The 22,040-nt window shown below is 67.8% G+C and carries 21 protein-coding genes; 10 read left to right on the top strand and 11 right to left on the bottom strand.

Annotated elements, in window-relative coordinates:
* From moeB to J2Y49_RS03495, 6 genes are all read right to left on the bottom strand, one after another.
* Entirely contained in the window at positions 1-1,158 is a 1,158-nt protein-coding gene (gene moeB, locus J2Y49_RS03520; protein ID WP_310112410.1) for a molybdopterin-synthase adenylyltransferase MoeB, read from the bottom strand.
* A gap of 13 nt (positions 1,159-1,171) precedes the next feature.
* Positions 1,172-1,456 (bottom strand): MoaD/ThiS family protein, encoded by a 285-nt coding sequence (locus J2Y49_RS03515; protein ID WP_194912761.1) that lies wholly within the window; start codon positions 1,454-1,456, stop codon positions 1,172-1,174.
* Positions 1,453-2,877: a TfuA-like protein gene (locus J2Y49_RS03510; protein ID WP_310112405.1), complete on the bottom strand. Its 1,425-nt coding sequence runs from the start codon at positions 2,875-2,877 to the stop codon at positions 1,453-1,455. Before J2Y49_RS03510 ends, J2Y49_RS03515 begins: the two co-directional genes overlap by 4 nt.
* Positions 2,874-4,211, bottom strand: coding sequence for a YcaO-like family protein (locus J2Y49_RS03505; protein ID WP_310112402.1), 1,338 nt, complete (start codon positions 4,209-4,211; stop codon positions 2,874-2,876). The genes J2Y49_RS03510 and J2Y49_RS03505 overlap by 4 nt, the downstream gene beginning before the upstream one ends.
* A 120-nt stretch (positions 4,212-4,331) precedes the next feature.
* On the bottom strand, positions 4,332-5,645 hold the full coding sequence (locus J2Y49_RS03500) for a hypothetical protein (protein ID WP_310112399.1): 1,314 nt from the start codon (positions 5,643-5,645) through the stop codon (positions 4,332-4,334).
* Between the two features lie 308 nt (positions 5,646-5,953).
* On the bottom strand, positions 5,954-6,508 hold the full coding sequence (locus J2Y49_RS03495; protein WP_310112396.1) for a GNAT family N-acetyltransferase: 555 nt from the start codon (positions 6,506-6,508) through the stop codon (positions 5,954-5,956).
* Positions 6,509-6,857: 349 nt separating this feature from the next.
* On the opposite strand from J2Y49_RS03495, the gene J2Y49_RS03490 reads away from it, so the two are divergent.
* From J2Y49_RS03490 to purL, 8 genes are all read left to right on the top strand, one after another.
* A complete protein-coding gene (locus tag J2Y49_RS03490; RefSeq protein ID WP_310112395.1) occupies positions 6,858-7,307 on the top strand; it encodes a hypothetical protein in 450 nt (149 codons plus the stop codon).
* Positions 7,308-7,424: 117 nt separating this feature from the next.
* Positions 7,425-7,706 carry a hypothetical protein gene (locus J2Y49_RS03485; protein ID WP_310112392.1) on the top strand — a complete coding sequence of 94 codons (282 nt, stop codon included), beginning with the start codon at positions 7,425-7,427 and terminating at the stop codon, positions 7,704-7,706.
* Between the two features lie 132 nt (positions 7,707-7,838).
* Positions 7,839-8,735 carry a glycine--tRNA ligase subunit alpha gene (locus J2Y49_RS03480; RefSeq protein ID WP_310112390.1) on the top strand — a complete coding sequence of 299 codons (897 nt, stop codon included), beginning with the start codon at positions 7,839-7,841 and terminating at the stop codon, positions 8,733-8,735.
* 4 nt (positions 8,736-8,739) lie between these two features.
* Positions 8,740-10,893: a glycine--tRNA ligase subunit beta gene (glyS, locus tag J2Y49_RS03475; RefSeq protein ID WP_310112387.1), complete on the top strand. Its 2,154-nt coding sequence runs from the start codon at positions 8,740-8,742 to the stop codon at positions 10,891-10,893.
* Between the two features lie 159 nt (positions 10,894-11,052).
* The gene (locus J2Y49_RS03470; protein WP_310112386.1) at positions 11,053-12,423 is read left to right on the top strand and encodes a metallopeptidase TldD-related protein; all 1,371 of its coding nucleotides are present in this window, start codon (positions 11,053-11,055) and stop codon (positions 12,421-12,423) included.
* Between the two features lie 211 nt (positions 12,424-12,634).
* Positions 12,635-13,861, top strand: coding sequence for an ammonium transporter (locus J2Y49_RS03465; protein ID WP_310112383.1), 1,227 nt, complete (start codon positions 12,635-12,637; stop codon positions 13,859-13,861).
* A 112-nt stretch (positions 13,862-13,973) separates the two neighbouring features.
* Positions 13,974-14,663: a phosphoribosylformylglycinamidine synthase subunit PurQ gene (gene purQ, locus J2Y49_RS03460; RefSeq protein ID WP_014248546.1), complete on the top strand. Its 690-nt coding sequence runs from the start codon at positions 13,974-13,976 to the stop codon at positions 14,661-14,663.
* Positions 14,660-16,885, top strand: coding sequence for a phosphoribosylformylglycinamidine synthase subunit PurL (gene purL / locus J2Y49_RS03455; protein ID WP_310112379.1), 2,226 nt, complete (start codon positions 14,660-14,662; stop codon positions 16,883-16,885). Before purQ ends, purL begins: the two co-directional genes overlap by 4 nt.
* A 97-nt stretch (positions 16,886-16,982) precedes the next feature.
* Here purL and J2Y49_RS03450 read toward each other — a convergent pair whose 3' ends face one another.
* From J2Y49_RS03450 to J2Y49_RS03440, 3 genes are all read right to left on the bottom strand, one after another.
* Complete coding sequence (locus J2Y49_RS03450; protein ID WP_409017775.1) at positions 16,983-17,594, bottom strand: DedA family protein; 612 nt, start codon at positions 17,592-17,594, stop codon at positions 16,983-16,985.
* A 152-nt stretch (positions 17,595-17,746) separates the two neighbouring features.
* The gene (locus J2Y49_RS03445) at positions 17,747-18,196 is read right to left on the bottom strand and encodes a hypothetical protein (RefSeq protein WP_310112372.1); all 450 of its coding nucleotides are present in this window, start codon (positions 18,194-18,196) and stop codon (positions 17,747-17,749) included.
* Positions 18,197-18,342: 146 nt separating this feature from the next.
* Complete coding sequence (locus J2Y49_RS03440) at positions 18,343-18,765, bottom strand: putative toxin-antitoxin system toxin component, PIN family (RefSeq protein ID WP_310112369.1); 423 nt, start codon at positions 18,763-18,765, stop codon at positions 18,343-18,345.
* Positions 18,766-18,948: 183 nt separating this feature from the next.
* On the opposite strand from J2Y49_RS03440, the gene J2Y49_RS03435 reads away from it, so the two are divergent.
* The gene (locus tag J2Y49_RS03435; protein WP_310112366.1) at positions 18,949-19,308 is read left to right on the top strand and encodes a response regulator; all 360 of its coding nucleotides are present in this window, start codon (positions 18,949-18,951) and stop codon (positions 19,306-19,308) included.
* A 5-nt stretch (positions 19,309-19,313) separates the two neighbouring features.
* A complete protein-coding gene (locus J2Y49_RS03430) occupies positions 19,314-19,940 on the top strand; it encodes a chemotaxis protein (RefSeq protein WP_310112363.1) in 627 nt (208 codons plus the stop codon).
* Positions 19,941-20,014: 74 nt separating this feature from the next.
* On the opposite strand, the gene J2Y49_RS03425 is transcribed toward J2Y49_RS03430, so the two are convergent.
* Positions 20,015-20,449 (bottom strand): DoxX family protein, encoded by a 435-nt coding sequence (locus J2Y49_RS03425; RefSeq protein WP_310112360.1) that lies wholly within the window; start codon positions 20,447-20,449, stop codon positions 20,015-20,017.
* A 192-nt stretch (positions 20,450-20,641) separates the two neighbouring features.
* A complete protein-coding gene (cysS, locus tag J2Y49_RS03420; protein ID WP_310112357.1) occupies positions 20,642-22,018 on the bottom strand; it encodes a cysteine--tRNA ligase in 1,377 nt (458 codons plus the stop codon).
* Between the last annotated feature and the right edge of the window lie 22 nt (positions 22,019-22,040).

Raw genomic sequence — 22,040 nt, 5'->3', positions numbered from 1 at the left:
TCACCCCTCACAGACCGCCGCGATGTCGCTCAGTTCCGGCTGTGCGCCCGCCGAACAGGACGGGCAGTCCGGATCGACCGGAACCGCGATCTCGTTGAACTCTCCGCGCAGGCCGTCATAGAGCAGTAGGCGGCCGGCCAACGGTTCGCCGAGACCGAGCAGCAGCTTGATCGTCTCGGCCGCCATGATGGTGCCGATCACGCCGGGCAGCACGCCCAGCACGCCGGCCTCGGCGCAGGACGGTGCGTATTCGGCCGGCGGCGGTTCCGGGAACAGGCAGCGATAGCAGGGCCGCAGCCCCGGCGCGGCGCCACCGAACACCGACACCTGCCCCTCGAAGCGGAAGATCGCGCCGTAGACGTTCGGCACGCCCAGCCGCAGGCACGCGTCGTTGACCAGATAGCGCGTCGGCAGATTGTCGGACCCGTCGACCACGACATCATGGTCGGCCAGCAGGTCCAGCACATTGGCCGCCTCCAGCCGCGTGTCGTGCGACACCACCTCGATCGTCGGGTTGAGATCCAGCAGGGCGGCGCGCCCGCTTTCAACCTTGCGCTGGCCCAGCCGACTTTCGGCATGGAGGATCTGGCGCTGCAGATTGCTGCGCTCGACCTGGTCGTCGTCGATCAGGGTCAGGCGCCCGACCCCCGCAGCGGCGAGGTAGAGCGCGATCGGCGATCCCAGCCCGCCGGCACCGATTAGCGCGACGCGGCTGCGCAGCAGCCTGTGCTGCCCGGCCTCCCCCACCTCCGGCATGGTCAGGTGGCGACGGTAGCGCTCGCGCTGGGCGGCGTCGAGCTGCGGCGGCACCTCCACCGGCAGACCGGCGGCCTTCCAGGCCGAGAAGCCGCCGGCCACCGACCGCACATCCTCATAGCCCAGCCGCAGCAAATCCTCCGCCGCGAACAGCGACCGGGTGCCGCCGGCGCACATCAGCAGGACGGGACGCGCCGGATCAGGCACCTTTTCCTCGATGCGCAACTCCAGGAAGCCGCGCGGCAGGCGCTGCGCCCCGGCGGGACTGCCGGTCGCCGTCTCCTCATCCTCGCGGACATCGACCAGCAGGGCGCCATCCCGTTGCAGGGCGAGCGCGTCGGCGGCGGTCACTTCCGCGATGCGGGCGCGCAGATCGGCAAGGCGCCGGTCCTTCAAGCTCATGTCGAGACGCTCCTCAACCGCCCGCCAGGGCGACCATCAGGGTCAGGGTGGCACCGGCCGGCAAGGCCGCCTCCAGCCCGCCCAGCCGCCGCACGTCGTCACGGCCGAGATAGACGTTCACGAAGCGGCGCAGCTCGCCTTCGGCGGTGAACAGCCGATCACGGAAGGCGTCCTGCCCGGCGGTCAGCGCCGACAGCGCCTCGCGCACCGTGGCGCCCGGCACCGTCACCTGATCGCGCCCGCCGACGAAGCCGCGCAACGGAGTCGGCACGCGGATGGTCACTTCTGCGGTCGTCACGTCTGCATCTCCTCTTCCGGCACGGGCTGTTCCGGCTTGGGCTCCTGCGGCACCGCCTGGGCCAGCGCCGCCTCCGCCTCCACCGCCAGTTGGCGGAACAGGTCGCGCACCTGCTTGGCCCGCATCAGGTCGATGCGCAGGTCCAGCAGGTCCTTGAAGCCATATTCATAGGACCAGACGTCGGCCGGCGCATCAACCCGGCAGGCGGTGCCGGCGACATGCTCGGCCAGCAACTGCTCCACCGTTTCCTTGGGCTGGCGGCTGGCGTCGCCGAAATGCAGCTCCATCACCCGGTCGACCAGCGCCGCCTCCTCGGCGGTGGACTCATAGAGCCCGCGCAGCCGCAACTCGTTCAGCACCGGCTTGGTCGTGCGCGCCAGGAAACGGCGCGGGATGAGCCAGAGCCGCATCGCCCGTTCGATGGCCAGTTCGGTCATCAGTTCCGAGAACTCGGCATCGGTCAGGTCGTTGCGGCGGCACCAGCCGGCCAGCGCCTCCGCCCCATCGAGACCGCGCATGGCGCAGAAACGCTGGGTTTCCGTCCGCACCGCCGCCTCGTCCACCGTGACGCCCATCACCTCGGCGAACTGGCGGATCAACAGGCGGCCGAGTGCCGCATTGTTGATCTCGGCGAAGTCCGGCCGGTGCAGGGCGGCGTGCGACGCGATCTCCGACAGCGGCACGGTGTTGCCGCCATGGCAGACGCGGCGGTCGCGCTCGTACAGCACGTCGAAGTAATGGGACGCGTTGAAGTCGAAGGGCGCCGGCCGCGGCGGCGTGATCAGGCTGGCGAGATGGCCCAGCAGAATCTCCGCATCGCGGCGCTTCTGGTCGATCGCACCGGTTTCCAGGAAGCGCTCCAGCCGGACGGTCTCCTCCCGGCTCAGCCCGGCTTCGGCGAAGATGCGGTCGCGGATGCGTTCGGTGAAATACAATCCCTTCGCGGCGGCGATCACCCGGTCGTGCAGGCTCCGGTCCACCGCACCGGCGGCCAGCGCCGCGGCCATGCTGGCGCGCAGGTTCACCAGAGGCTCCGACAGCGGGAACCAGCCGTCCTCCGGCCCGGCATGGGCCAAAGCCACCTCGTCGTCGCCGGTCAGCCGGCCGTCGACATAGCCGCGCGCCACCTCGCCGACCGGCACCATGCCGAAGGGATGGCATTCGGCCGCCCGCAAGGCGCCCATGCTGGACGCGCCGTAGACCGCCACGCCCTTGTGCAGGGCATAGAGGATTTCCTTGTGCCAGACCGACAGGGACTGGCCGAACACCCCGTCGATCAAGGCGATCACGTCAGGCCGGTGGATGGTCATGGCGCTGATGATGTCGGCCTGCGCCGCCGGCGGCAGGAAGACTGCGCCCGGCAGGATGGCACGGGCATCCTCCACCGGCATGGTGGGCCCCAGGAACACACAGATCTTCATGCGACCGATCCCATCTGGCCCATTTGCGCCCCCGCTTGCGCCTGAGCCGCATGCGCCTTCAGCGCCTCCGCGAAAGCCAGCGGACGCGCACCCGGAGTGTAGAAGTCGAACTGGTAGCCTTCCAGCCCCGGCACCAGCACGCGGACCACCGGAATGCCGATTTCCGGCAGGGTCAGGTCGAAGACCAGCGCCTGCTCGATCCCGGCGCGGCGCAGCACGGTCAACAGGATGGTGATGTCGCCCTCGAAGGTCGGGGTGGCATGGTTGAGGTGGCGCCGCCCGTCGGTGTTGATCGGCGTCGCCTCCAGCGCCGCGATCTCGGCGCTGCCGTCGGCATTCTGGTTGCGGACGAGGTCGCGGCGGAAGAAGTCGTCGCGCGAACCGGCGATCAGGACCAGCCGCGACTGCACCGCCTCGGTCAGGGCGCGGCACATGGCGACCGCCGGTTCCAGATGGCTGCCATAGCCGCGGTTCATGCCGGTCTTGCGCAGTTCGCGGTCATAGACGATGGCCATGTAGCTCGGCACGCCCATGTCCGTGGTGACGTCGAACAGCAGCGGACGGATGCCGGCCAGATCGAAACGGTGCAGCAGGTCGCGCACGGACGGCGCGTCGATGCTGGCCAGATCGACCCGCGGCGTCGGCCAGTTCAGCCGGTCGCCGGCATAGCGCCAGCAGGCGACGGAATCGCGCTCGATCACCTCGTAGAGGCCGGCGGCGACCGCCTCCAGGATATGGTTGCCGCTGGCCAGCCCGTTGGTGCCCATGGCGTAGAAGCTGCGGGCGCCCGGTTTGGTCCCCGGCGGCATGCTGTGCAGCCCGACCGAGGTCCAGGGTGCAGCGACCGGACGGCCGCTCATCAGATCCCAGCCCCAGGTCCAGATTTCCGGCCGGTCGGGACGGAAGGCGCCGTGCTTGGTCCCCGGCAACCGGTCCAGCGGGATGCGCCCGTCGGCCGGCAGGTCGTTCCACGCCGCCTCGACATGGGGCAGGCGCAGATGCTCGGCATGGTGGAACTCGATCGCCTCCATCGCGGCCGAGACGGTCGCGGCGGCGAGGCTGAAGCCCTTGCCGGCACTGCCGGACAGGGTCGGACTGTTCGGCCGGTGCCCGATGACGGTGTGGATGCCCAAGCGGTCCAGCCCGGTCACGTCGGCCAGCCGGGTGATGCCGCAACGGGCGAAATGGGGCGATATGCGGGCCAGCGTCTCTTCCGGCGTCGCCGTGCGGTGGGTGCCGAGGAAGAAGCGCTTGGCGGCGCGGTGGACGGTGTCGCCCAGGCGGATGCCGGGAAACTCCGGATAGACGGTGTCGGGCGATGCGCTGTCAGCCATGGGATGGGTCAGGACTCGCGGCTCCGGCCGGTTCGGGGAGATGGATTGCAGTCCCGCAGAGTGCGGGAAGCAAGGGACGGGGCCGGCCGTCTCCCGAAGGAAAGGCCGGCCCCGATCCTATCACGCCTCGGTCGTGGGATCGTCGCTCGCCGCTGCAGGCCCCTGCGAGGCGGAGGCCGACGCCCCCGGAGTGGCCGCGGCGGAGGTCGCCGAAGCGGACTGCGCCGCAGCGGAGGTGGCCGACGCAGAAGTCGCCGACGCCGACATCGCCGACGCGGAGTGAGCAGACGCCGGAGCGGCGACCGCGGAGAAGGCCGGGGCCGGAACCGCAGACGCGGACTGCGCGGCGGCCGAGAAGGCGGACGCCGGAGCGGCGACGGCCGAGAAAGCCGGAGCCGGAACCGCAGACGCAGACTGCGCGGCGGCCGAGAAGGCGGACGCCGGAGCAGCCACGGCCGAGAAAGCCGGAGCCGGAACCGCAGACGCAGACTGCGCCGCAGCCGAGAAGGCGGACGCCGGAGCGGCGACGGCGGAGAAGGCCGGAGCCGGAACCGCAGACGCAGACTGCGCCGCAGCCGAGAAGGCGGACGCCGGAGCGGCGACGGCGGAGAAGGCCGGAGCCGGAACCGCAGACGCAGACTGCGCCGCAGCCGAGAAGGCGGACGCCGGAGCGGCGACGGCGGAGAAAGCCGGAGCCGGAACCGCAGACGCAGACTGCGCCGCAGCCGAGAAGGCCGACGCCGGAGCGGCGACAGCGGAGAAGGCCGGGGCCGGAACCGCAGACGCAGACTGCGCCGCAGCCGAGAAGGCCGACGCCGGAGCGGCGACAGCGGAGAAGGCCGGGGCCGGAACCGCAGACGCAGACTGCGCCGCAGCCGAGAAGGCCGACGCCGGAGCGGCGACGGCGGAGAAAGCCGGAGCCGGAACCGCAGACGCAGACTGCGCGGCGGCCGAGAAGGCGGACGCCGGGGCGGCGACCGCGGAGAAAGCCACCGGGGTCGGAACAGCAGACGCGGATTGCGCCGCCGCGGAGGTCGCGGACGCCGACGTTGCCGACGCGGACTGCGCAGAGGCCGAGAAAGCGGGTGCCGGAGACGCCGACGCGGAGGTAGCCGAAGCCGAGGTTGCGGAGGCGGAGGTCGCGGACGCAGAAGTGGCCGAAGCGGAGGTGGCAGAGGCCGAAGTGGCAGAGGCTGAAGCAGCCGTCGCGATCGATTCGACCGCCACGTCGCTGTCCAAGCCGCTGTCTTTGCCGGTCAAGGAATTGAAGGCGGCGGCGGCGGCGCTGCGGACATGGTCGGGAAGGACGCCGCCGAACCCGCTCTGCGCCAGAAGTGCCTGCTTGCCCGGAATATCGAGGGCGTTCAACTGATTACGGAATTCGCCGTCGGTGGCGAGGCGCTTAATGAGGGCGAGTGCCTGTTCCTTGGCCATTTACGGGCCCCTCCTGCAATCGGTTCAGCCAATAGGATTGCTGCGAATGGAATGCAACGGCTAAACCAATAGCATAGGCAATCCGCAAAAATTCTAGTGAAAACACACAAGAATCTATGCCTGACATCGAAATTTAACGTCCATTGCAGGCTCGGCCGGCCTGCAAGACGGCAGGATGGCGCAGAACAGGCGGGGCAGCGCCCCAATCATGGCCCGCAATCGTCATCAGGAGCGATGCTTCGGCCTGAAACGCACACGTATGAATGACGCGGGGAAAGGGTGGCCGCGACTCGGGCGGAAAAGCGGTCTCAGCGGGCCAATACGGCCGTCCGCCGCCGCGCCCGCCATTCTTCGCGCGTCTGGTGCCAGACGTCGGCCTCGGGCGGGTTGACCGGCTCGGGCAGCAGAGTGGTTCCGCGCACCTCGGCCCCCAGCCTGCGCGCAACCGCCTGCGAGGCCGTGTTGCGGGGATGGATGGTGTGGATGACCTCGGTCCAGCCGAGATGGTCGAACACCCAGTCGATGGCCGCGGCGGCACTCTCGACCGCATAGCCGCGTCCCCAGCAGTCCCGCATGATCGCCCAGCCGACTTCCGGACCCGGCCAGCCATCCGGCACCCACGGCCCGACTCGGCCGACCCAACGGCCGGTCTCCTTCTCGATGACGGAGAACATGGCGAAGCCCTGGATCGACCAGGCGCCGGCCATCGACAGAAAGCCGCGCCAGGCAACGGGGCGCGACTGCAGACCGCCGATGAACTCGGTCGCCTCCGGATTGGCCATCATCGCCGCCCAGCCATCGAAATCCTCCGCCCGGGTCGGCCGCAGGATCAGACGAGCGGTTTCCAGAATCGGTTCGTCCATGGAGGCCTTCATCCCACCGACCAGACTCTCAGCAAAAAGCGCAGCCATGCCGCGAGCACCCTCTCACAAATCGCCCTCAAAAAAGATATGGGCAAATCATTCACAACCGAAACATGTTGGCGATAGCAAATCCGTCAACGGTTACAAGAAATATCATTCACAAGCATCAAACCTGCGTCCAGAGCGAACTGTCGGCACCACCCTTGCGCAGCGCGGCCTTAACCGAACACCCTAGGCTTTCTGGGCTAAGGCGACGGCGCGTATCGCATCCCATATAAGGGTGCGATGCCCGGGCGCTCCCTTGTGCCCGGACGGACAAAAAGAACAGAGACAAGTACGGAGTACAACGATGTTGCGGTTTCGGATGGCGATCCTGGCCCTGGCGGCGGTGAGCGGCGCGACCCTGGCCGTCGCCGGCTTCAGCGGCGGTGCCGCGGCCCAGTCCAAGCTGGATTCCTCGGGCCAGCCCGTGTGGGACGACAGCCACAACCAGCGCCCGACCGCGGCCAGCGACCGCGCGCTGCCGGCCGGCGTGGTCACCTTGCGCACGGCGACCTCCGGTCCCGGCCTGCTCGGCGTCTATGCCCGCAACGGCCTGCCCTTCGACATCGTGCTGACCCGTGTCGACGCCAGCCAGTGCGTCAACATCCTGCCGGAGGATTGCGGCCTGCTGGGCACCGACATGCGCGTCGCCACCGGAACCGAGGTTCTGGTGCGCAGCCTGCGTCAGGCCGACATGACCCGCACCTACGGCGTCACCCCGGTCTACACCTGGCGCCCGGCCGTCGCCGCGAAGTAAGCGGCGGGTCCGTCGGGCCGCCGCCCGATCGCGGACGGCGGCCCGCCCCTCTCCTATTCCCTTGACTTCCCGTCGCCCGCAGGGTGAATGCGCGCAAGAGCAGACGGGTAGCCGGCGATGATATCCTTGTCCAAGATTCTCCTCCTTGCGCTGGTGATCGGCGTCGTGTGGTTCGGCTGGCGCTGGATCAACCGCGTCCAGGCGATCGGCCGCGCCCGCACCACTCCCCGCCGGCCGGATGGCCGCCGCGACCCAGCGGCCGGTCCGTCACCGCGCGGAGCCAAGCCCTATGCCGCCACAGAGGCTGAGGATATGGAGAAATGCCCGGAATGCGGCGCCTATGTCGCCCCGCGTTCCGCCGTGTCCTGCGGCCGCCCGGCCTGCCCCTACGGCCGCTGACGGCAGCACGCGCTCTCCCCTGGTCCCCAACACGACGACGCGGCGGCGCGATTTGCCGCGCTGCGGCTTGATTTGACGGTGGCGCCCGCCTATCGTGCGGCGCGTTTTCAACCTTTCTATTGTGGACCGTCCATGGCCTCCCAGATCGGGACTTCCGACGGCGGGAATTCCGCCGACCGCCGCGGCCTGTCGTTCCAGGCCCTGATCCTCAAGCTCCACCAGTTCTGGTCGGAGCAGGGTTGCGTCATCCTGCAGCCCTACGACATGGAGGTCGGCGCCGGCACCTTCCACCCCGCGACCACGCTGCGCGCGCTGGGTCCCGATCCCTGGAAGGCGGCCTATGTCCAGCCGTCGCGCCGGCCGAAGGACGGCCGCTATGGCGAGAACCCCAACCGCCTGCAGCACTACTACCAGTACCAGGTCATCATGAAGCCCTCGCCGGCCAACGCGCAGGAGCTGTACCTGGAAAGCCTGCGCGCCATCGGCATCGACCCGGCGCTGCACGACATCCGCTTCGTCGAGGACGACTGGGAAAGCCCGACGCTGGGCGCCTGGGGTTTGGGCTGGGAAGTGTGGTGCGACGGCATGGAAGTGACGCAGTACACCTATTTCCAGCAGGTCGGCGGCATCGAATGCGACCCCGTCGCGGTCGAGCTGACCTATGGGCTGGAGCGCCTCGCCATGTATGTGCAGGGCGTGGAGAATGTCTATGACCTGGACTTCAACGGCCAGGGGGTGAAGTACGGCGACGTGTTCAAGCGCGCCGAGGTCGAATATTCGAAGCATAACTTCGAATTCGCCAACACCGACATGCTGCTCCAGCATTTCAAGGACGCCGAGGCCGAGTGTCAGGCGCTGGTCGCGCAGAACCTTGCGCTGCCCGCCTATGACCAGTGCATCAAGGCGTCGCATCTGTTCAACCTGCTGGACGCCCGCGGCGTGATCAGCGTTGTCGAGCGCGCCGCCTATATCGGCCGCGTGCGCACGTTGGCCAAGGCCTGCTGCGAAGTCTGGACGGGAGCGAAGTAATCCAATGACCGAACTCCTGATCGAATTCTTCTCCGAAGAAATCCCCGCCCGCATGCAGGCGCGGGCCGCCGACGACCTGAAGCGCCTCGTCACCGACAAGCTGGCGGCGAACGGCCTGACCTTCACAACGGCCGACGCCCATTCCACCCCGCGCCGTCTGGCCCTGGTGGTCGACGGGCTGCCGGAGCGCACCGCCGACGTGCGCGAGGAAAAGAAGGGTCCGCGCGTCGGTTCGCCGGAGCAGGCGGTCGCCGGCTTCCTGAAGTCGGCCGGCCTCGACAGCCTCGACCAGTGCGAGCAGCGCGACACCGGCAAGGGCGTGTTCTATTTCGCGGTGACCGAGAAGAAGGGCCGCGAGACGCGGTACGTTATTCTCGAAACTCTCCACGAAATCCTGAATCATTTTCCCTGGCCCAAATCGATGCGTTGGGGCGATACCAGCCTTCGCTGGGTCCGTCCTCTGCACCACATACTCGCTGTATTCGGTGGCAAGCCGCTGGGTGGAAGGGTCGAGTTCGGCAAGTATGATCCGCGGTTTTCGTTCAGTGGCATCTCAGGTGCCGACGAGTTCCAGCAGAGCGACGCCATATTCGGCCAATCTTACGTGCCGTCGAACACCACCCGCGGCCACCGTTTCCTGGCGCCCGACGCCTTCACGGTGGATAGCTTCGCCGATTACAAGGAGAAGCTGCGCGCCGCCAAGGTCGTGCTGGACCGCGAGGAGCGCAAGGCCAAGATCAAGGCCGATGCCGAGGCGCTGGCCGCTGCGCAGGGCCTGACCCTGTCGCCCGACGACGCGCTGCTGGAGGAGGTCGCCGGCCTCGTCGAATGGCCGGTCGTGCTGATGGGCAGCATCGACGAGAGCTTCATGGACGTGCCGTCGGAGGTTCTCATCACCTCCATGCGCACCCACCAGAAGTATTTCGCCGTGCTGGATGCCGACGGCAAGATGGCCCCGCGCTTCATCGTCGTGGCGAACACCGAGACGCTGGACGGCGGCAAGGCCGTGGTCGCCGGCAACGAGCGCGTGCTGCGCGCCCGCCTGTCCGACGCCAAGTTCTTCTGGGACCAGGACCGCAAGACCAAGCTGGAAGCCCGCGTCCCGGCGCTGGAGAAGATCACCTTCCACGCCAAGCTGGGCACGGTGGCCGAGAAGGTCACCCGCGTGCAGCTGCTGGCCGCCGAGATCGCCCGTGCCATCGGTGCCGACAGCGACGCCGCCAGCCGCGCCGCCCTGCTCTGCAAGGCCGATCTGGTGACCGAGGTGGTCGGCGAGTTCCCCGAGGTTCAGGGGATCATGGGCCGCTACTATGCCTTGGGCCAGGGCGAGAGCGCCGACGTCGCCAACGCCATCGCCGACCATTACAAGCCACTGGGTCCGTCGGACAGCTGCCCGACCGCGCCGGTTTCGGTCGCGGTGGCGCTGGCCGACAAGATCGACACGCTGGTCGGCTTCTTCGCCATCGACGAAAAGCCGACGGGCTCCAAGGACCCCTATGCGCTGCGCCGCGCCGCGTTGGGCGTGATCCGGCTGGTGCTGGAGAACGGGCTGCGGGTGAAGCTGTCCGAGGTGTTCGCCGCGGCCCATGGCGCTTACAAGGTCAGCGGCTTCGCCCCGGCCGGTGGCGTCGGCGGCGACCTGATGTCCTTCTTCGCCGACCGCCTGAAGGTGGTGCTGCGCGAGCAGGGTGTCCGCCACGATCTGGTGGATGCCGTGTTCGCGCTCGGCGGCGAGGACGATCTGGTGCGGCTGCTGGCCCGCGTGAAGGCCCTGCAGGCGTTCGTCGGCTCCGACGAGGGCGCCAATCTGCTGGCGGCCTACAAGCGTGCCTCCAACATCGTCCGCATCGAGGAGAAGAAGGACGGTGCCACCTTCGACCAGCCGGTCGATGCCGCCCGTCTGGCCCAGGACGAGGAAAAGGCTCTGTTCGCCGCGCTGAACGAGGCCTCGGCCACCGCCAAGCCGCTGCTGGACGCGGAGGACTTCACCGGCACCATGGCGGCGCTGGCGAAGCTGCGCGGCCCGGTTGATGCCTTCTTCGACAAGGTGACGGTGAACGCGGAGGACAAGGACCTGCGCGCCAACCGCCTGCGCCTGCTGACGCAGATCCGCACGACTCTGAATACGGTCGCCGACTTCTCGAAGATCGAGGGCTGAGTGCGGAGGGGGCGTTCGCGCCCCCTCCCCCGCATCCCCATTCCACCAAACGCACCCATCGCATGGTCGCTTGGACGGGTCGGCGGCCATTTAACCTCTTCCCCGTTCCGCGTTGCCCTCCCATTTGCTAGACAGACAGGAGACCAACCGGAGAGCCTGATGACCGTTTCGCCGAACGACCAGCACCGGACGGATCCGTCCGGGGTCCTGAACCTGCTGGACGACCTGATCGCCAAGGCGCGCGCCGCCGGGGCGGATGCCGCCGACGCCGTGCTGTTCGACAGCGCGTCCGTGTCCCTCGCCCAGCGGCTGGGCAAGACCGAAAAGCTGGAGCGGTCCGAATCCGGCGACCTCGGCCTTCGGGTGTTCGTCGGCAAGCGGCAGGCCATCGTCTCTTCCACCGACCGCAGCACCAAGGCGCTGGACGAGTTGGTCGAGCGCGCCATCGCCATGGCCCGCGTGGTACCGGAAGACGGCTTTGCCGGCATCGCCGATCCCGAACAGCTGGCCCGCAGCTGGCCCGACCTCGACATCTGCGACAGTGAGGAACCGTCCTCGGAAACGCTGATCGAACGCGCCCGCATCGCCGAAGAGGCGGCGCTGGCGGTCGAGGGCGTCACCAACTCCGAAGGCGCCGATGCCGGCTGGAGCCGCTCGACCATCGCCATCGCCGCGTCCAACGGCTTCGCCGGAACCTATGGCGTGTCGCGCCAGTCGCTGTCGGCCTCCGTCATCGTCGGCACCGGGACAGGGATGGAGCGCGACTACGACTATGACAGCAAGGTCTATGGCGCCGACCTGCGCGACGCCGCCGAGATCGGCCGCGAGGCCGGCGAGCGTGCCGTCCGCCGCCTGAACCCGCGCCGGGTCAAGAGCTGCAAGGTGCCGGTGGTGTTCGACCCGCGGGTGTCGCGCGGCCTGCTCGGCCATCTGACCGGCGCCATCAGCGGCCCAAGCATCGCGCGGGGCACCAGCTTCCTGAAGGACAAGATGGGGCAGCGGATCTTCGCGCCCTCCATCACCATCGTCGACGATCCGCATGTGAAGCGCGGCCTGCGCTCCCGCCCCTTCGATGCCGAGGGCGTCGAGGTGAAGCGCCGCACGCTGATCGAGGACGGCGTGCTGACCACATGGCTGCTCGACCTGCGCTCCGCCCGGCAGCTCGGCCTGCAGACCACCGGCCACGCCGCGCGCGGCACCTCCAGCCCGCCCGGCCCGGCCCCGGCCAACGTCTATATGGCAGCCGGCAAGCGCAGCCGCGCCGATCTCCTGGCGGAGATCAAGGACGGCTTCTACCTCACCGACCTGATGGGCATGGGCGTCAACGGCGTCACCGGCGATTACAGCCGCGGCGCCGGCGGCTTCTGGATCGAAAACGGCCAGATCGCCTATCCGGTCAACGAGATCACCATCGCTGGCAACCTCAAGGACATGTTCCTGAACATGGAAGCCGCCGACGATCTGGAACTGCGTTTCGGCATGGATGCGCCGACCGTGCGCATCGACGGCATGACCATCGCGGGCATGTAATCGGCCGGGCGGAGGGTGTCTCCGCCCGCCTCTTCATCATTTGGCATCGTTCTTGCGCAGACAGCGGGCAACCCAACGCGGGTTCGCCCGCTTTTTGTGCTGCATTTCCGCCACTCCGCCTATCCAAACGTCAGCTACGCCCTTGCGCATATCTGCACGATCTGATAGCAATTTGCCGCTTTTTTAGGCATACTGCTGAAGGTTTGTGCAAATGGATGCGGCAAAGACGGGTGGCGACGTCCTTTTCGTCCTAATGGGCGCAGTAATGGTGCTGGCGATGCACTGCGGCTTCGCCCTGCTGGAGGTCGGGACGGTCCGGCGCAAGAATCAGGTCAACGCGCTGGTGAAGATCCTGTCGGACTTCGCCATGTCGACCATCGCCTATTTCTTCATCGGCTACACCGTCGCCTATGGCATCGATTTCTTCACCGACGCCCACACGCTGGTCGGCAAGGGAAGCGGCGGATTCACGGCCTATGGCTATGACCTCGTGAAGTTCTTCTTCCTAGCGACCTTCGCCGCGGCCGTCCCGGCCATCGTGTCGGGCGGCATCGCCGAACGCGCCCGCTTCTGGCCGCAGGCCGGCGCCACCCTGGCGCTGATCGCGCTGTTCTATCCGCTGATGGAAGGCACGGTGTGGGGCACCCGCTTCGGCCTGCAAAGCTGGATGGCCGCGACCTTCGGACAGCCCTTCCATGATTTCGCCGGATCGGTAGTGGTCCATGCCTTCGGCGGCTGGGTGGCGTTGGGTGCCGTACTGAACCTCGGCAACCGCCGCGGCCGCTACCGCGCCAACGGGTCGCTGGTCGCCATCCCGCCGTCGAACATCCCCTTCCTGGCGCTGGGCGCCTGGGTGCTGTGCGTGGGCTGGTTCGGCTTCAACGTGATGAGCGCGCAGGTTCTGGACGGCGTGACCGGGCTGGTCGCGCTGAACTCGCTGATGGCGATGGTCGGCGGCATCGTCACCTCGCTGGTGATCAGCCGCACCGATCCCGGCTTCGTCCACAACGGCGCTCTGGCCGGACTGGTGGCGGTCTGCGCCGGCTCCGACGTGATGCATCCGCTGGGCGCGCTGATCACCGGCGGCATCGCCGGCCTGCTGTTCGTCTGGGCCTTCAACAAGTGCCAGATCGACTGGAAGATCGACGACGTGCTCGGCGTCTGGCCGCTGCACGGCCTGTGCGGACTGACCGGCGGCCTGCTGGCCGGCGTCTTCGGGCAGGAGGCGCTGGGCGGCCTGGGCGGGGTGTCGATCCTCAGCCAGATCGTCGGCACTCTGGGCGGCGCCGGCTTCGGATTCGCCGCCGGTCTGGCGGTCTACGGCCTGCTGCGCGTCACCGTGGGCATCCGCCTCGACCCTGAACAGGAGTACAAGGGCGCCGACCTGTCGTTGCACCACATCACCGCCTACCCGGAAGAAGACGCGCCGGGTATGTAATGCGCCGCACACAACTCCGCCGCCCCTTGGCCGACTCTTGCTTTGCCGGGGCGGCGGCTTTAGTGTCCGGCGCGAACTCCTCCCCCTCACGACGCCGGATTTTGACCGCCCCATGAAGGCCGCCATCGTCGTTTTCCCCGGCTCCAACCGCGAACGCGACGCCGTCGCCGCGCTGGAGGCCGTCAGCGGGACCAAGCCGCATCTGGTCTGGCACCGCGACACCGAACTGCCCAAGGTCGACCTGATCGTCGTGCCCGGCGGCTTCTCCTATGGCGATTACCTGCGCTCCGGCGCCATGGCGGCGCATTCGCCGATCATGCGCGAGGTGAAGGCGCGGGCCGATCAGGGCGTGCGGGTGCTCGGCATCTGCAACGGCTTTCAGATCATCACCGAGGCCGGTCTGCTGCCCGGCGCGCTGATGCGGAACGGCGGGCTGAAGTTCATTTGCCGCGTCCAGCATCTGCGGGTGGAGAACACCGACAGCCCCTTCACGGCGAAATACGCCAAGGGTCAGGTCGTCCGTTACCCGATCGCCCACGGCGACGGCAACTATTGGACCGACGCCGAAACGGTGAAGCGTCTGGACGGCGAGGGCCAGGTGGCCTTCCGCTACATCGCCGACGAGACCCGCGCCGATCCGCGCGGCAATCCCAACGGTTCGGTCACGGACATCGCCGGCATCTTCAACGCCAAGCGCACCGTGCTGGGCCTGATGCCGCACCCCGAGGACGCGGTGGAGGCCCTGCACGGCAACACCGACGGCAAGCCCATGTTCGAAGGTCTGGTGGAGGCCCTGTCGTGAGCGCTGAAGCTACCAAGGCGCAGGAGCGTCCGGTCACCGTCGAGCTCGCCAAGGAGTTCGGCCTGTCCGCCGAGGAATACAAGAACGCCCTGGACATCCTGGGCCGCACCCCGACCTTCACCGAACTGGGCATCATTTCGGTCATGTGGTCGGAGCATTGCTCCTACAAGTCGTCCAAGGTGTGGCTGAAGACTCTGCCGACCACCGGCCCGCAGGTGATCTGCGGCCCCGGCGAGAATGCCGGCGTGGTCGACATCGGCGACGGCGACGCCGTCATCTTCAAGATGGAGAGCCACAACCACCCGTCCTACATCGAGCCCTTCCAGGGCGCGGCGACGGGCGTCGGCGGCATCCTGCGCGACGTGTTCACCATGGGCGCGCGTCCCATCGCCAACATGAACGCGTTGCGCTTCGGCTCGCCCGACCATTCCAAGACCCGCCATCTGGTGTCGGGCGTGGTCGCCGGCATCGCCCATTACGGCAACTGCGTCGGTGTGCCGACCGTGGGCGGCGAGACCAACTTCCACCCGGCCTTCAACGGCAACATCCTGGTCAACGCCATGACCGTGGGTGTCGCCAAGACCGACAAGATCTTCTATTCGGCCGCCGCCGGCATCGGCAACCCGGTCGTCTACGTGGGATCCAAGACCGGCCGCGACGGCATCCACGGCGCCACCATGGCGTCGGCCGAGTTCACCGAGGATTCGGAGGAGAAGCGCCCGACCGTGCAGGTCGGCGACCCCTTCACCGAGAAGTTGCTGATCGAAGCCTGCCTGGAACTGATGGAGACGGACGCCATCGTCGCCATCCAGGACATGGGCGCCGCCGGCCTGACCTCCTCCTCGGTCGAGATGGCCGGCAAGGGCGGCCTGGGCATCGAGCTGACGCTCGACACCCTGCCGATGCGCGAACAGGCGATGACGCCCTATGAGATCATGCTCTCCGAAAGCCAGGAGCGCATGCTGATCATCCTGAAGCCCGGCCGCGAGGAGGTGGCGAAGGCCATCTTCGACAAGTGGGAGCTGGACTTCGCCGTCATCGGCCACCTGACCGACACCGGCAACCTCGTCATCAAGATGTATGGCGAGACCTGGTGCGACATGCCGATCGCCCCGGTGTCCAACGCCGCGCCCGAGTACAACCGCCCGTGGGAGCCGACGCCGAAGTCGTCGGACGTCGACGACGGCGTGCTGGCCGGTTATTCCGCCGATCTGGGCGACACCCTGACCAAGCTGTTCGGCTGCCCCGACCTCGCTTCCAAGCGCTGGATTTGGGAGCAGTATGACAGCCTCGTCGGCGGCGACACCCGCTTCATGTCGGGTCAGGCCGACGCCGCGGTCGTCCGCGTGCCGGGCCAGACCAAGGCAGTCGCCATCACCACCGACTGCACCCCGCGTTACTGCCTGGCCGACCCGGTCGAGGGCGGCAAGCAGGCTGTGGCCGAGGCGTGGCGCAACCTGTCGGCGGTGGGCGCCCTGCCGCTCGCCATCACCGACAACATGAACTTCGGCAACCCCGAGAAGCCGCGGATCATGGGCCAGTTCGTCGGCGCCGTTCAAGGCATCGGCGAGGCCTGCAAGGCGCTGGACTTCCCGGTCGTGTCGGGCAACGTCTCGCTCTACAACGAGACGAATGGCGAGGCGATCCTGCCGACTCCGGCCATCGGCGGCGTCGGCATCATGCCGGACGCGATGATCGCGGTCGGCATCGCCTTCAAGAACGAAGGCGACGTGATCCTCGCGGTGGGTGAGACGAAAGGCCACATCGGCCAGTCGATCTTCCTGCGCGAGATCCTCGGCCGTGAGGAGGGAGCTCCCCCGCCGGTCGATCTGGCGGTGGAGCGCCGCAACGGCGACTTCGTCCGCGGCCTGATCCGCGAGGGTCTGGTGGTGTCGAGCCACGACGTGGCCGACGGTGGCCTGATCGTCACCATCGCCGAGATGGCGTTGGCCGGCGGTGTCGGCGCCTATCTGACCGCCTTCGACGGTGTCAGCCCGCGCGTGCTGTTCGGCGAAGACCAGGGCCGCTACGTCTTGGCCGTCCGTCCGGACGTCGCCGCGTCGGTGCAGGAGAAGGCCAAGGCGGCCGGCGTTCCGGTCACCGTGCTGGGCGAGACCCGCGGCACGACGCTGTCGGGCCGCGGCGGCGACATCGTGTCGCTGAAGCGCCTGCGCGATGCCAACGAAAGCTGGCTGCCGACCTACATGGCGGCCGAGCTGTAAGGTAAGAAAAAGGGGCTGCTTCGGATGAAGCAGCCCCTTTTGATTCATGTACCGTGTGGGACTGTGCAGACGTCCCCAACCCTCTCAGGTAGACGCCTCACTCCGCCGGATTGGTGGCAGCCAGCGCCCGGCGGCGGACCCAGAGGATGCTCTTGATGGTGAGCCACAGGCCGCCGATGGCCAGAGCGGACAGCACCAGGATCTTCGGGCCGTCCTCGCCGATGGCGGCAGCGGCTTCGCCGAACAGGTAGCCCGCACCGGCGAAGCTCCAGGCCCAGATGCCGGCGGCGATGAAGTTCCAGAACAGGAAGCGGGACCACGGCATGCGCGAAGTGCCGATGGCGACCGACGCGATGTTCCGCACGCCGTAGAGGAAGCGGAAGACCAGGATGAAGGCGACGCCGTATTTCTCAAGCCAGCGCAACACCCGGCTGGCATGGACCTCGGCCGATGGGAAGCGCGCGAGCGCCCTGTTGCCCCAGCGGCGGCCCAGCCAGAACCAGACCTGATCGCCCATGAAGCTGCCGATCCAGACGGTGCCGACCAGCCAGTATAAATTGATGATTCCGAGCTTTGCACCCATCCCGCCGAAGATTACAAATGTTTCACCTTCAAAAAAGGCCCAGACAAAGGCCAGCGGGTAAAAGGCGTTCCCCCATTCCTGCAACCAAGTAATCCAGTCCAAAGCCCCCTCCGGGAGACGTCGCATGTGGGTTCGGCGGGCCCGATGACGTCAAACGGCCGCTTTATTGTGCGATGCGGCATGTAAAACGCGGGCTGAGGACGATCATGACATAAAGGCGCGTCGTTTGTCTCGGAAACTTTCTTGACTAAGGAGTGGCCCCGACAGCGCCCAAACGATCAGAAATCGTCACCCGACAGTTCCCCCACCGCCTGTCTCGCGGCGCGCAACAGGGCCGGGTTCGGCTCCTGCGGCATATCGCCGTCCTCGCCGTCCGGATCGCTGCGGTCCGGCGCGGCGCGGCGCTTCAGTTCCCGCGCGGCCTCGATCAGCAGATGCGCCAACCGCTGGTCGGGCAACGCCTGCACCAACGCCCGCAATTCCGGATTGGACAGCGCAGCCGGGTCGAACGCCGGGGGTGGAGGAGGCGGGGCAGGAGGGGCGAGGGGCAAGGTCGCCACGCCGGCCGCGAGCACCGCGGCCCTGGGCAGAGGGGCAGCCTCCCGCACCACGTCGACCGCCACCTGGGCGGCCATGGTTGCCGCAGCGCCGGCCGTCCGGCTGCGGCGCGGCTTGCGCACCGGTTCCGTCTCCGGCAGGTCGTCGAACAGAAGCCGTTGGACGCTCATCGCTGCAGATGCCCCCTGCACTCCACCATCGGCGCGGCATCACCGTCGCCGCAGCCATTCCCGTTCACTCGCGGTTTGCGATGTGTTCTCTTTTCATTCTAGGAAGAGCGTCCCGTTTGTCGAGCGGATTCTGTGGGGCTGCCCGATCAGCGCTCCGCATCCAGGGCGTCCAGGAATCGTTCGGGCCGCAGAACCCTCGTCTCCCCGGCCCGGCGCACCGACAGGAGCTGGCGGTCGACGGTCACCAGCCAGGGCACCGACCCGCCGACGGCGGCGGCCAGGAACATGTCGTCCTCCGGGTCGCGGCACAGGCGCCCGACCGCCGCCGGCGTCACCAGAACCGTCTCCGTCCTTATCCGGTCGAGGAAGGCGCGGCGATCGGCCGCGGAGGCGTAGCGGTCGAAGGTCGGGCGCATCAGCACCTCCTCCAGTTCCGCCAGCGTTTCGCTGCTGCCGGTCAGCCCGCCATCCTCCCGCACCCGCTCCACGCAACGGCGGATCGCGTCCTGGCGCCGGATGGCGGTGTCGCCCAGCAGCGCATAGGCCACCAGGATGTTGGTGTCGAGCACGGCGCGGACCTGCGGGCGAACAGGTGCAGGCGCTGCGTTGTCCTGGATGAACATTGATATATCGGAAGGCTGTAACGGTTGAAGAACTCAGGCCCCTTGCGAGGCCTCTTGTTGTGGGGCGGACCACTTTGCGGTAAGAAACCCGCGAGGTCTGAACGGAATCTTTAGGACGGAAACATCGGCATGACCAGCATCCTCGTCGTCGACGACAGCCGACTGGCGCGCAACATGGTCTCCAGCGTCATCGCTTCGCTGCGGCCCGACTGGACCATCGTCACGGCCGCGAGCGGCGAAGAGGCCCTGGAGATCGTCGGGGAGGTGCCGCCGGCCGCCGCCATCGTCGACTACAACATGCCGGGCATGGACGGTCTGGCGCTCGCCGAGCGGCTGAAGGAGCGTTTTGACGGACTCACCATCGGCCTGCTGACCGCCAATGTCCAGGACGCCCTGCGGCGCAAGGCCGAGGCTCTGGGCGTCCGTTTTATCGCCAAGCCGATCACCTCGGACAAGATCCGCGACTTCCTCGCCGCGGCCGGGCAGTGACGCCGATGGCAGAGCCCGCATCAGGGGATCCCCTGCGCCTGGACGACGACGAGGCCGACGCCATCGCCGAACTGTTCAACATCGGCATGGGCGAGCCGGCCGCCGCCCTCAGCTCCATGCTGGGGGAGGAGGTGCTTCTGTCGGTGCCGTCCTTCGCGGTATCGACCCGCGCCAGCATCACCCGGGAGGTCGGCGGCGACCTGGAGGGCGACCAGCCGGTCTGCGCCGTCCGCGGCGCCTTCACCGGCCCCTTCACCGGGGAAGCGATGCTGATCTTTCCCGAACGCGGCACGTTGGCCCTCGTCGGCCGACTGGTCCCCGTCGATCCTGCCGCCGAGGCGCCGGGTGAGATGGAACAGGACGCGCTGACTGAGATCGGCAACATCATCCTGAACGGCTGCCTCGCCAGCCTGTCCAACCTGATCGGCGGCGAATTGTCGGGGGCGGTTCCGGGCTATGGCGCTGGCGCCCCGGCGGCGGTCATCGGCTCCGCCACCGATCCCGTGCTGTTCGTGCGCATCGACATGGCCCTGGCGGCGGGCGATGCGCGCGGGCATGCACTGTTCCTGCTGGACATCGCATCGCTTGACGCCTTCCGCGAGGCGATCCGCCGAGCGCTGGCAGGGCTTTAACGACAAAAGGGGGAGGCGGCGATGTGCCCCCTCCCCCGTTCCGCCCATCATCGGGCGGCATTCGCGTTCCCGGATCAGGCCAGTTCGCGCCGGCCGGCAGCGGCGGTGCCCAGCGCCGGAAGCTTCACCGCGAAGGCACCGTCACCCAGAAGCGACTGCACGACCAGCAGGACCGTCCAGAAGGCCGGAAATTCCCAACCGCCACCCTGCGCGCTGAACACCCAGCCATTGCCGACATGCTGCAGCGTGGCGCCGATCATGATCGGCAGCAGGGCCAGCGCGATCCAGCGGGTATAGACACCGGCGATCAGCAGAAGCCCGCCGCCGATCTCGCCCAGGATCACGAGATAGGCGAAGATGCCGGGATAACCGATGCTCTCGAAGTAGCCGACGGTGCCGGGAATGGTGAAGGTCATCACCTTCAGCACCATGCCGTGGGCCAGGAACAGCAGGCCGAGGCCGACGCGCAGCAGGAAGGCGGCATAGGGAGCGGTGCGAGTGTCGATCATGGTCAGGGTCTCCTCTGTCAGGCGGTCGGTTGCGACCGCGTTTCGTCTGGAGAGGAGATTAGCCGGATCGGCGGGTGCGATAATCCGCGGAGTTGACGATAGTTTGTTGTTGGTAGAGGAACAATAAAGCGGGTGCCCTCTCCCGCCCAACTCCCTCTCCCCCCCCGGGGGGGGAGAGGGGATCCTCCTATCTCACCCCCGCTTCCAGGTCGTGCCCTGCGGGCCGTCCTCAAGCACGATGCCCTTGTCGGCCAGGTCCTTGCGAATGCGGTCCGCCTCGGCGAAGTTCTTCGCTGCGCGGGCGGCCTTGCGGTCGGCGATCAACTGCTCGACATCGGTGTCGCTCAGCCCTTCGGCCCCGCCGGTCGGCGCCCAGCGGAACCACGCCTCCGGGTCCTGCTGCAGCAGGCCGAGCTGCTGACCGGCCGACAGCAACGCGCCCTTGGCCGCGGCCTTCTCGGCATCGCTCTTCGCCTTGTTCACCGCGGTCGCCAATTCGTGCAGATGCGCGATGGCGAGCGGGCTGTTCAGATCATCCTCCAACGCCGCCAGCACATCGAAGGGCAGTTCGCCCGGCATCGCCGCGGGTTCGCCGCGCAAGGCCTGATACCAGCGGTCGAGGGTGCCCTTGGCCTGCCGGATGCCTTCGCGGGTAAAGTCCAGCGGCTGGCGGTAATGGGCGCTCAGCAGGGTCAGTCGGATCGCCTCGCCGGGGAACTCGTCCAGCAAGTCGTGCACGGTGAAGAAGTTGCCGAGGGACTTCGACATCTTCTCGCCTTCGACCGTCACGAAGCCGTTGTGAACCCAGGTGCGGGCCAGCCGGTCGGTACCGTTGGCGCAGCAGCTCTGCGCGATCTCGTTCTCATGGTGCGGGAAGATCAGGTCCAGCCCGCCGCCATGGATGTCGAAGGTTACGCCCAGGTGCTCCTTCGCCATGGCAGAGCATTCGATGTGCCAACCCGGACGGCCGCGGCCCCACGGGCTGTCCCAGCCGGGCTGGTCGGGCGTGCTGGGTTTCCACAGAACGAAGTCCGAGGCATCGCGCTTGTAGGGCGCCACCTCCACCCGCGCGCCGGCGATCATGTCCTCCAGCGACCGGCGGGACAGCTGGCCATAGCTGGGCATCGACGGCACCGAGAACAGCACGTGCCCTTCCGCCGCATAGGCGTTGCCGCGTTCGATCAGCGTGGCGATCAGCGCGATCATCTGGCCGATATGCTGGGTGGCCCGCGGCTCGATGGTCGGGCGCAGGGCGTTCAGGGCGTCCATGTCGGCATGGAACAGGTCGGTGGTGCGCGCGGTCAGCGCGTCGATGGGCTCGCCGCTGTCCCGCGCGCGGTCGATGATCTTGTCGTCCACGTCCGTGATGTTGCGGACATAGGTCACCACCGGATAGAGCCGGGACAGCAGCCGGAACAGCAGGTCGAACACCACCACCGGCCGGGCATTGCCGATATGGGCGGTGTCGTAGACCGTCGGACCACAGACATACATGCCGACATGGTCCGGGCGAAGCGGCTCGAAGCGCTCCTTACGGCGGGTCAGCGTGTTGTAGAGGTCCAACGGCACGGTCCGAACTCCTGGTATAAGG

Source organism: Azospirillum sp. BE72 (assembly GCF_031455875.1).
GTDB lineage: Bacteria > Pseudomonadota > Alphaproteobacteria > Azospirillales > Azospirillaceae > Azospirillum.
This window is presented reverse-complemented; position numbering and strand designations above follow the sequence as displayed.

Coding starts and splice junctions, on each gene's coding strand:
- J2Y49_RS03450 (WP_409017775.1), bottom strand. CDS start 17,594: ATGCGACGTCTCCCGGAGGGGGCTTTGGACTGGATTACTTGGTTGCAG.
- J2Y49_RS03425 (WP_310112360.1), bottom strand. CDS start 20,449: ATGATCGACACTCGCACCGCTCCCTATGCCGCCTTCCTGCTGCGCGTC.
- J2Y49_RS03435 (WP_310112366.1), top strand. CDS start 18,949: ATGACCAGCATCCTCGTCGTCGACGACAGCCGACTGGCGCGCAACATG.
- J2Y49_RS03465 (WP_310112383.1), top strand. CDS start 12,635: ATGGATGCGGCAAAGACGGGTGGCGACGTCCTTTTCGTCCTAATGGGC.
- J2Y49_RS03430 (WP_310112363.1), top strand. CDS start 19,314: ATGGCAGAGCCCGCATCAGGGGATCCCCTGCGCCTGGACGACGACGAG.
- purQ (WP_014248546.1), top strand. CDS start 13,974: ATGAAGGCCGCCATCGTCGTTTTCCCCGGCTCCAACCGCGAACGCGAC.
- glyS (WP_310112387.1), top strand. CDS start 8,740: ATGACCGAACTCCTGATCGAATTCTTCTCCGAAGAAATCCCCGCCCGC.
- J2Y49_RS03495 (WP_310112396.1), bottom strand. CDS start 6,508: ATGGACGAACCGATTCTGGAAACCGCTCGTCTGATCCTGCGGCCGACC.
- J2Y49_RS03490 (WP_310112395.1), top strand. CDS start 6,858: ATGTTGCGGTTTCGGATGGCGATCCTGGCCCTGGCGGCGGTGAGCGGC.
- moeB (WP_310112410.1), bottom strand. CDS start 1,158: ATGAGCTTGAAGGACCGGCGCCTTGCCGATCTGCGCGCCCGCATCGCG.
- J2Y49_RS03505 (WP_310112402.1), bottom strand. CDS start 4,211: ATGGCTGACAGCGCATCGCCCGACACCGTCTATCCGGAGTTTCCCGGC.
- J2Y49_RS03500 (WP_310112399.1), bottom strand. CDS start 5,645: ATGGCCAAGGAACAGGCACTCGCCCTCATTAAGCGCCTCGCCACCGAC.
- J2Y49_RS03510 (WP_310112405.1), bottom strand. CDS start 2,877: ATGAAGATCTGTGTGTTCCTGGGGCCCACCATGCCGGTGGAGGATGCC.
- J2Y49_RS03470 (WP_310112386.1), top strand. CDS start 11,053: ATGACCGTTTCGCCGAACGACCAGCACCGGACGGATCCGTCCGGGGTC.
- J2Y49_RS03445 (WP_310112372.1), bottom strand. CDS start 18,196: ATGAGCGTCCAACGGCTTCTGTTCGACGACCTGCCGGAGACGGAACCG.
- J2Y49_RS03485 (WP_310112392.1), top strand. CDS start 7,425: ATGATATCCTTGTCCAAGATTCTCCTCCTTGCGCTGGTGATCGGCGTC.
- J2Y49_RS03480 (WP_310112390.1), top strand. CDS start 7,839: ATGGCCTCCCAGATCGGGACTTCCGACGGCGGGAATTCCGCCGACCGC.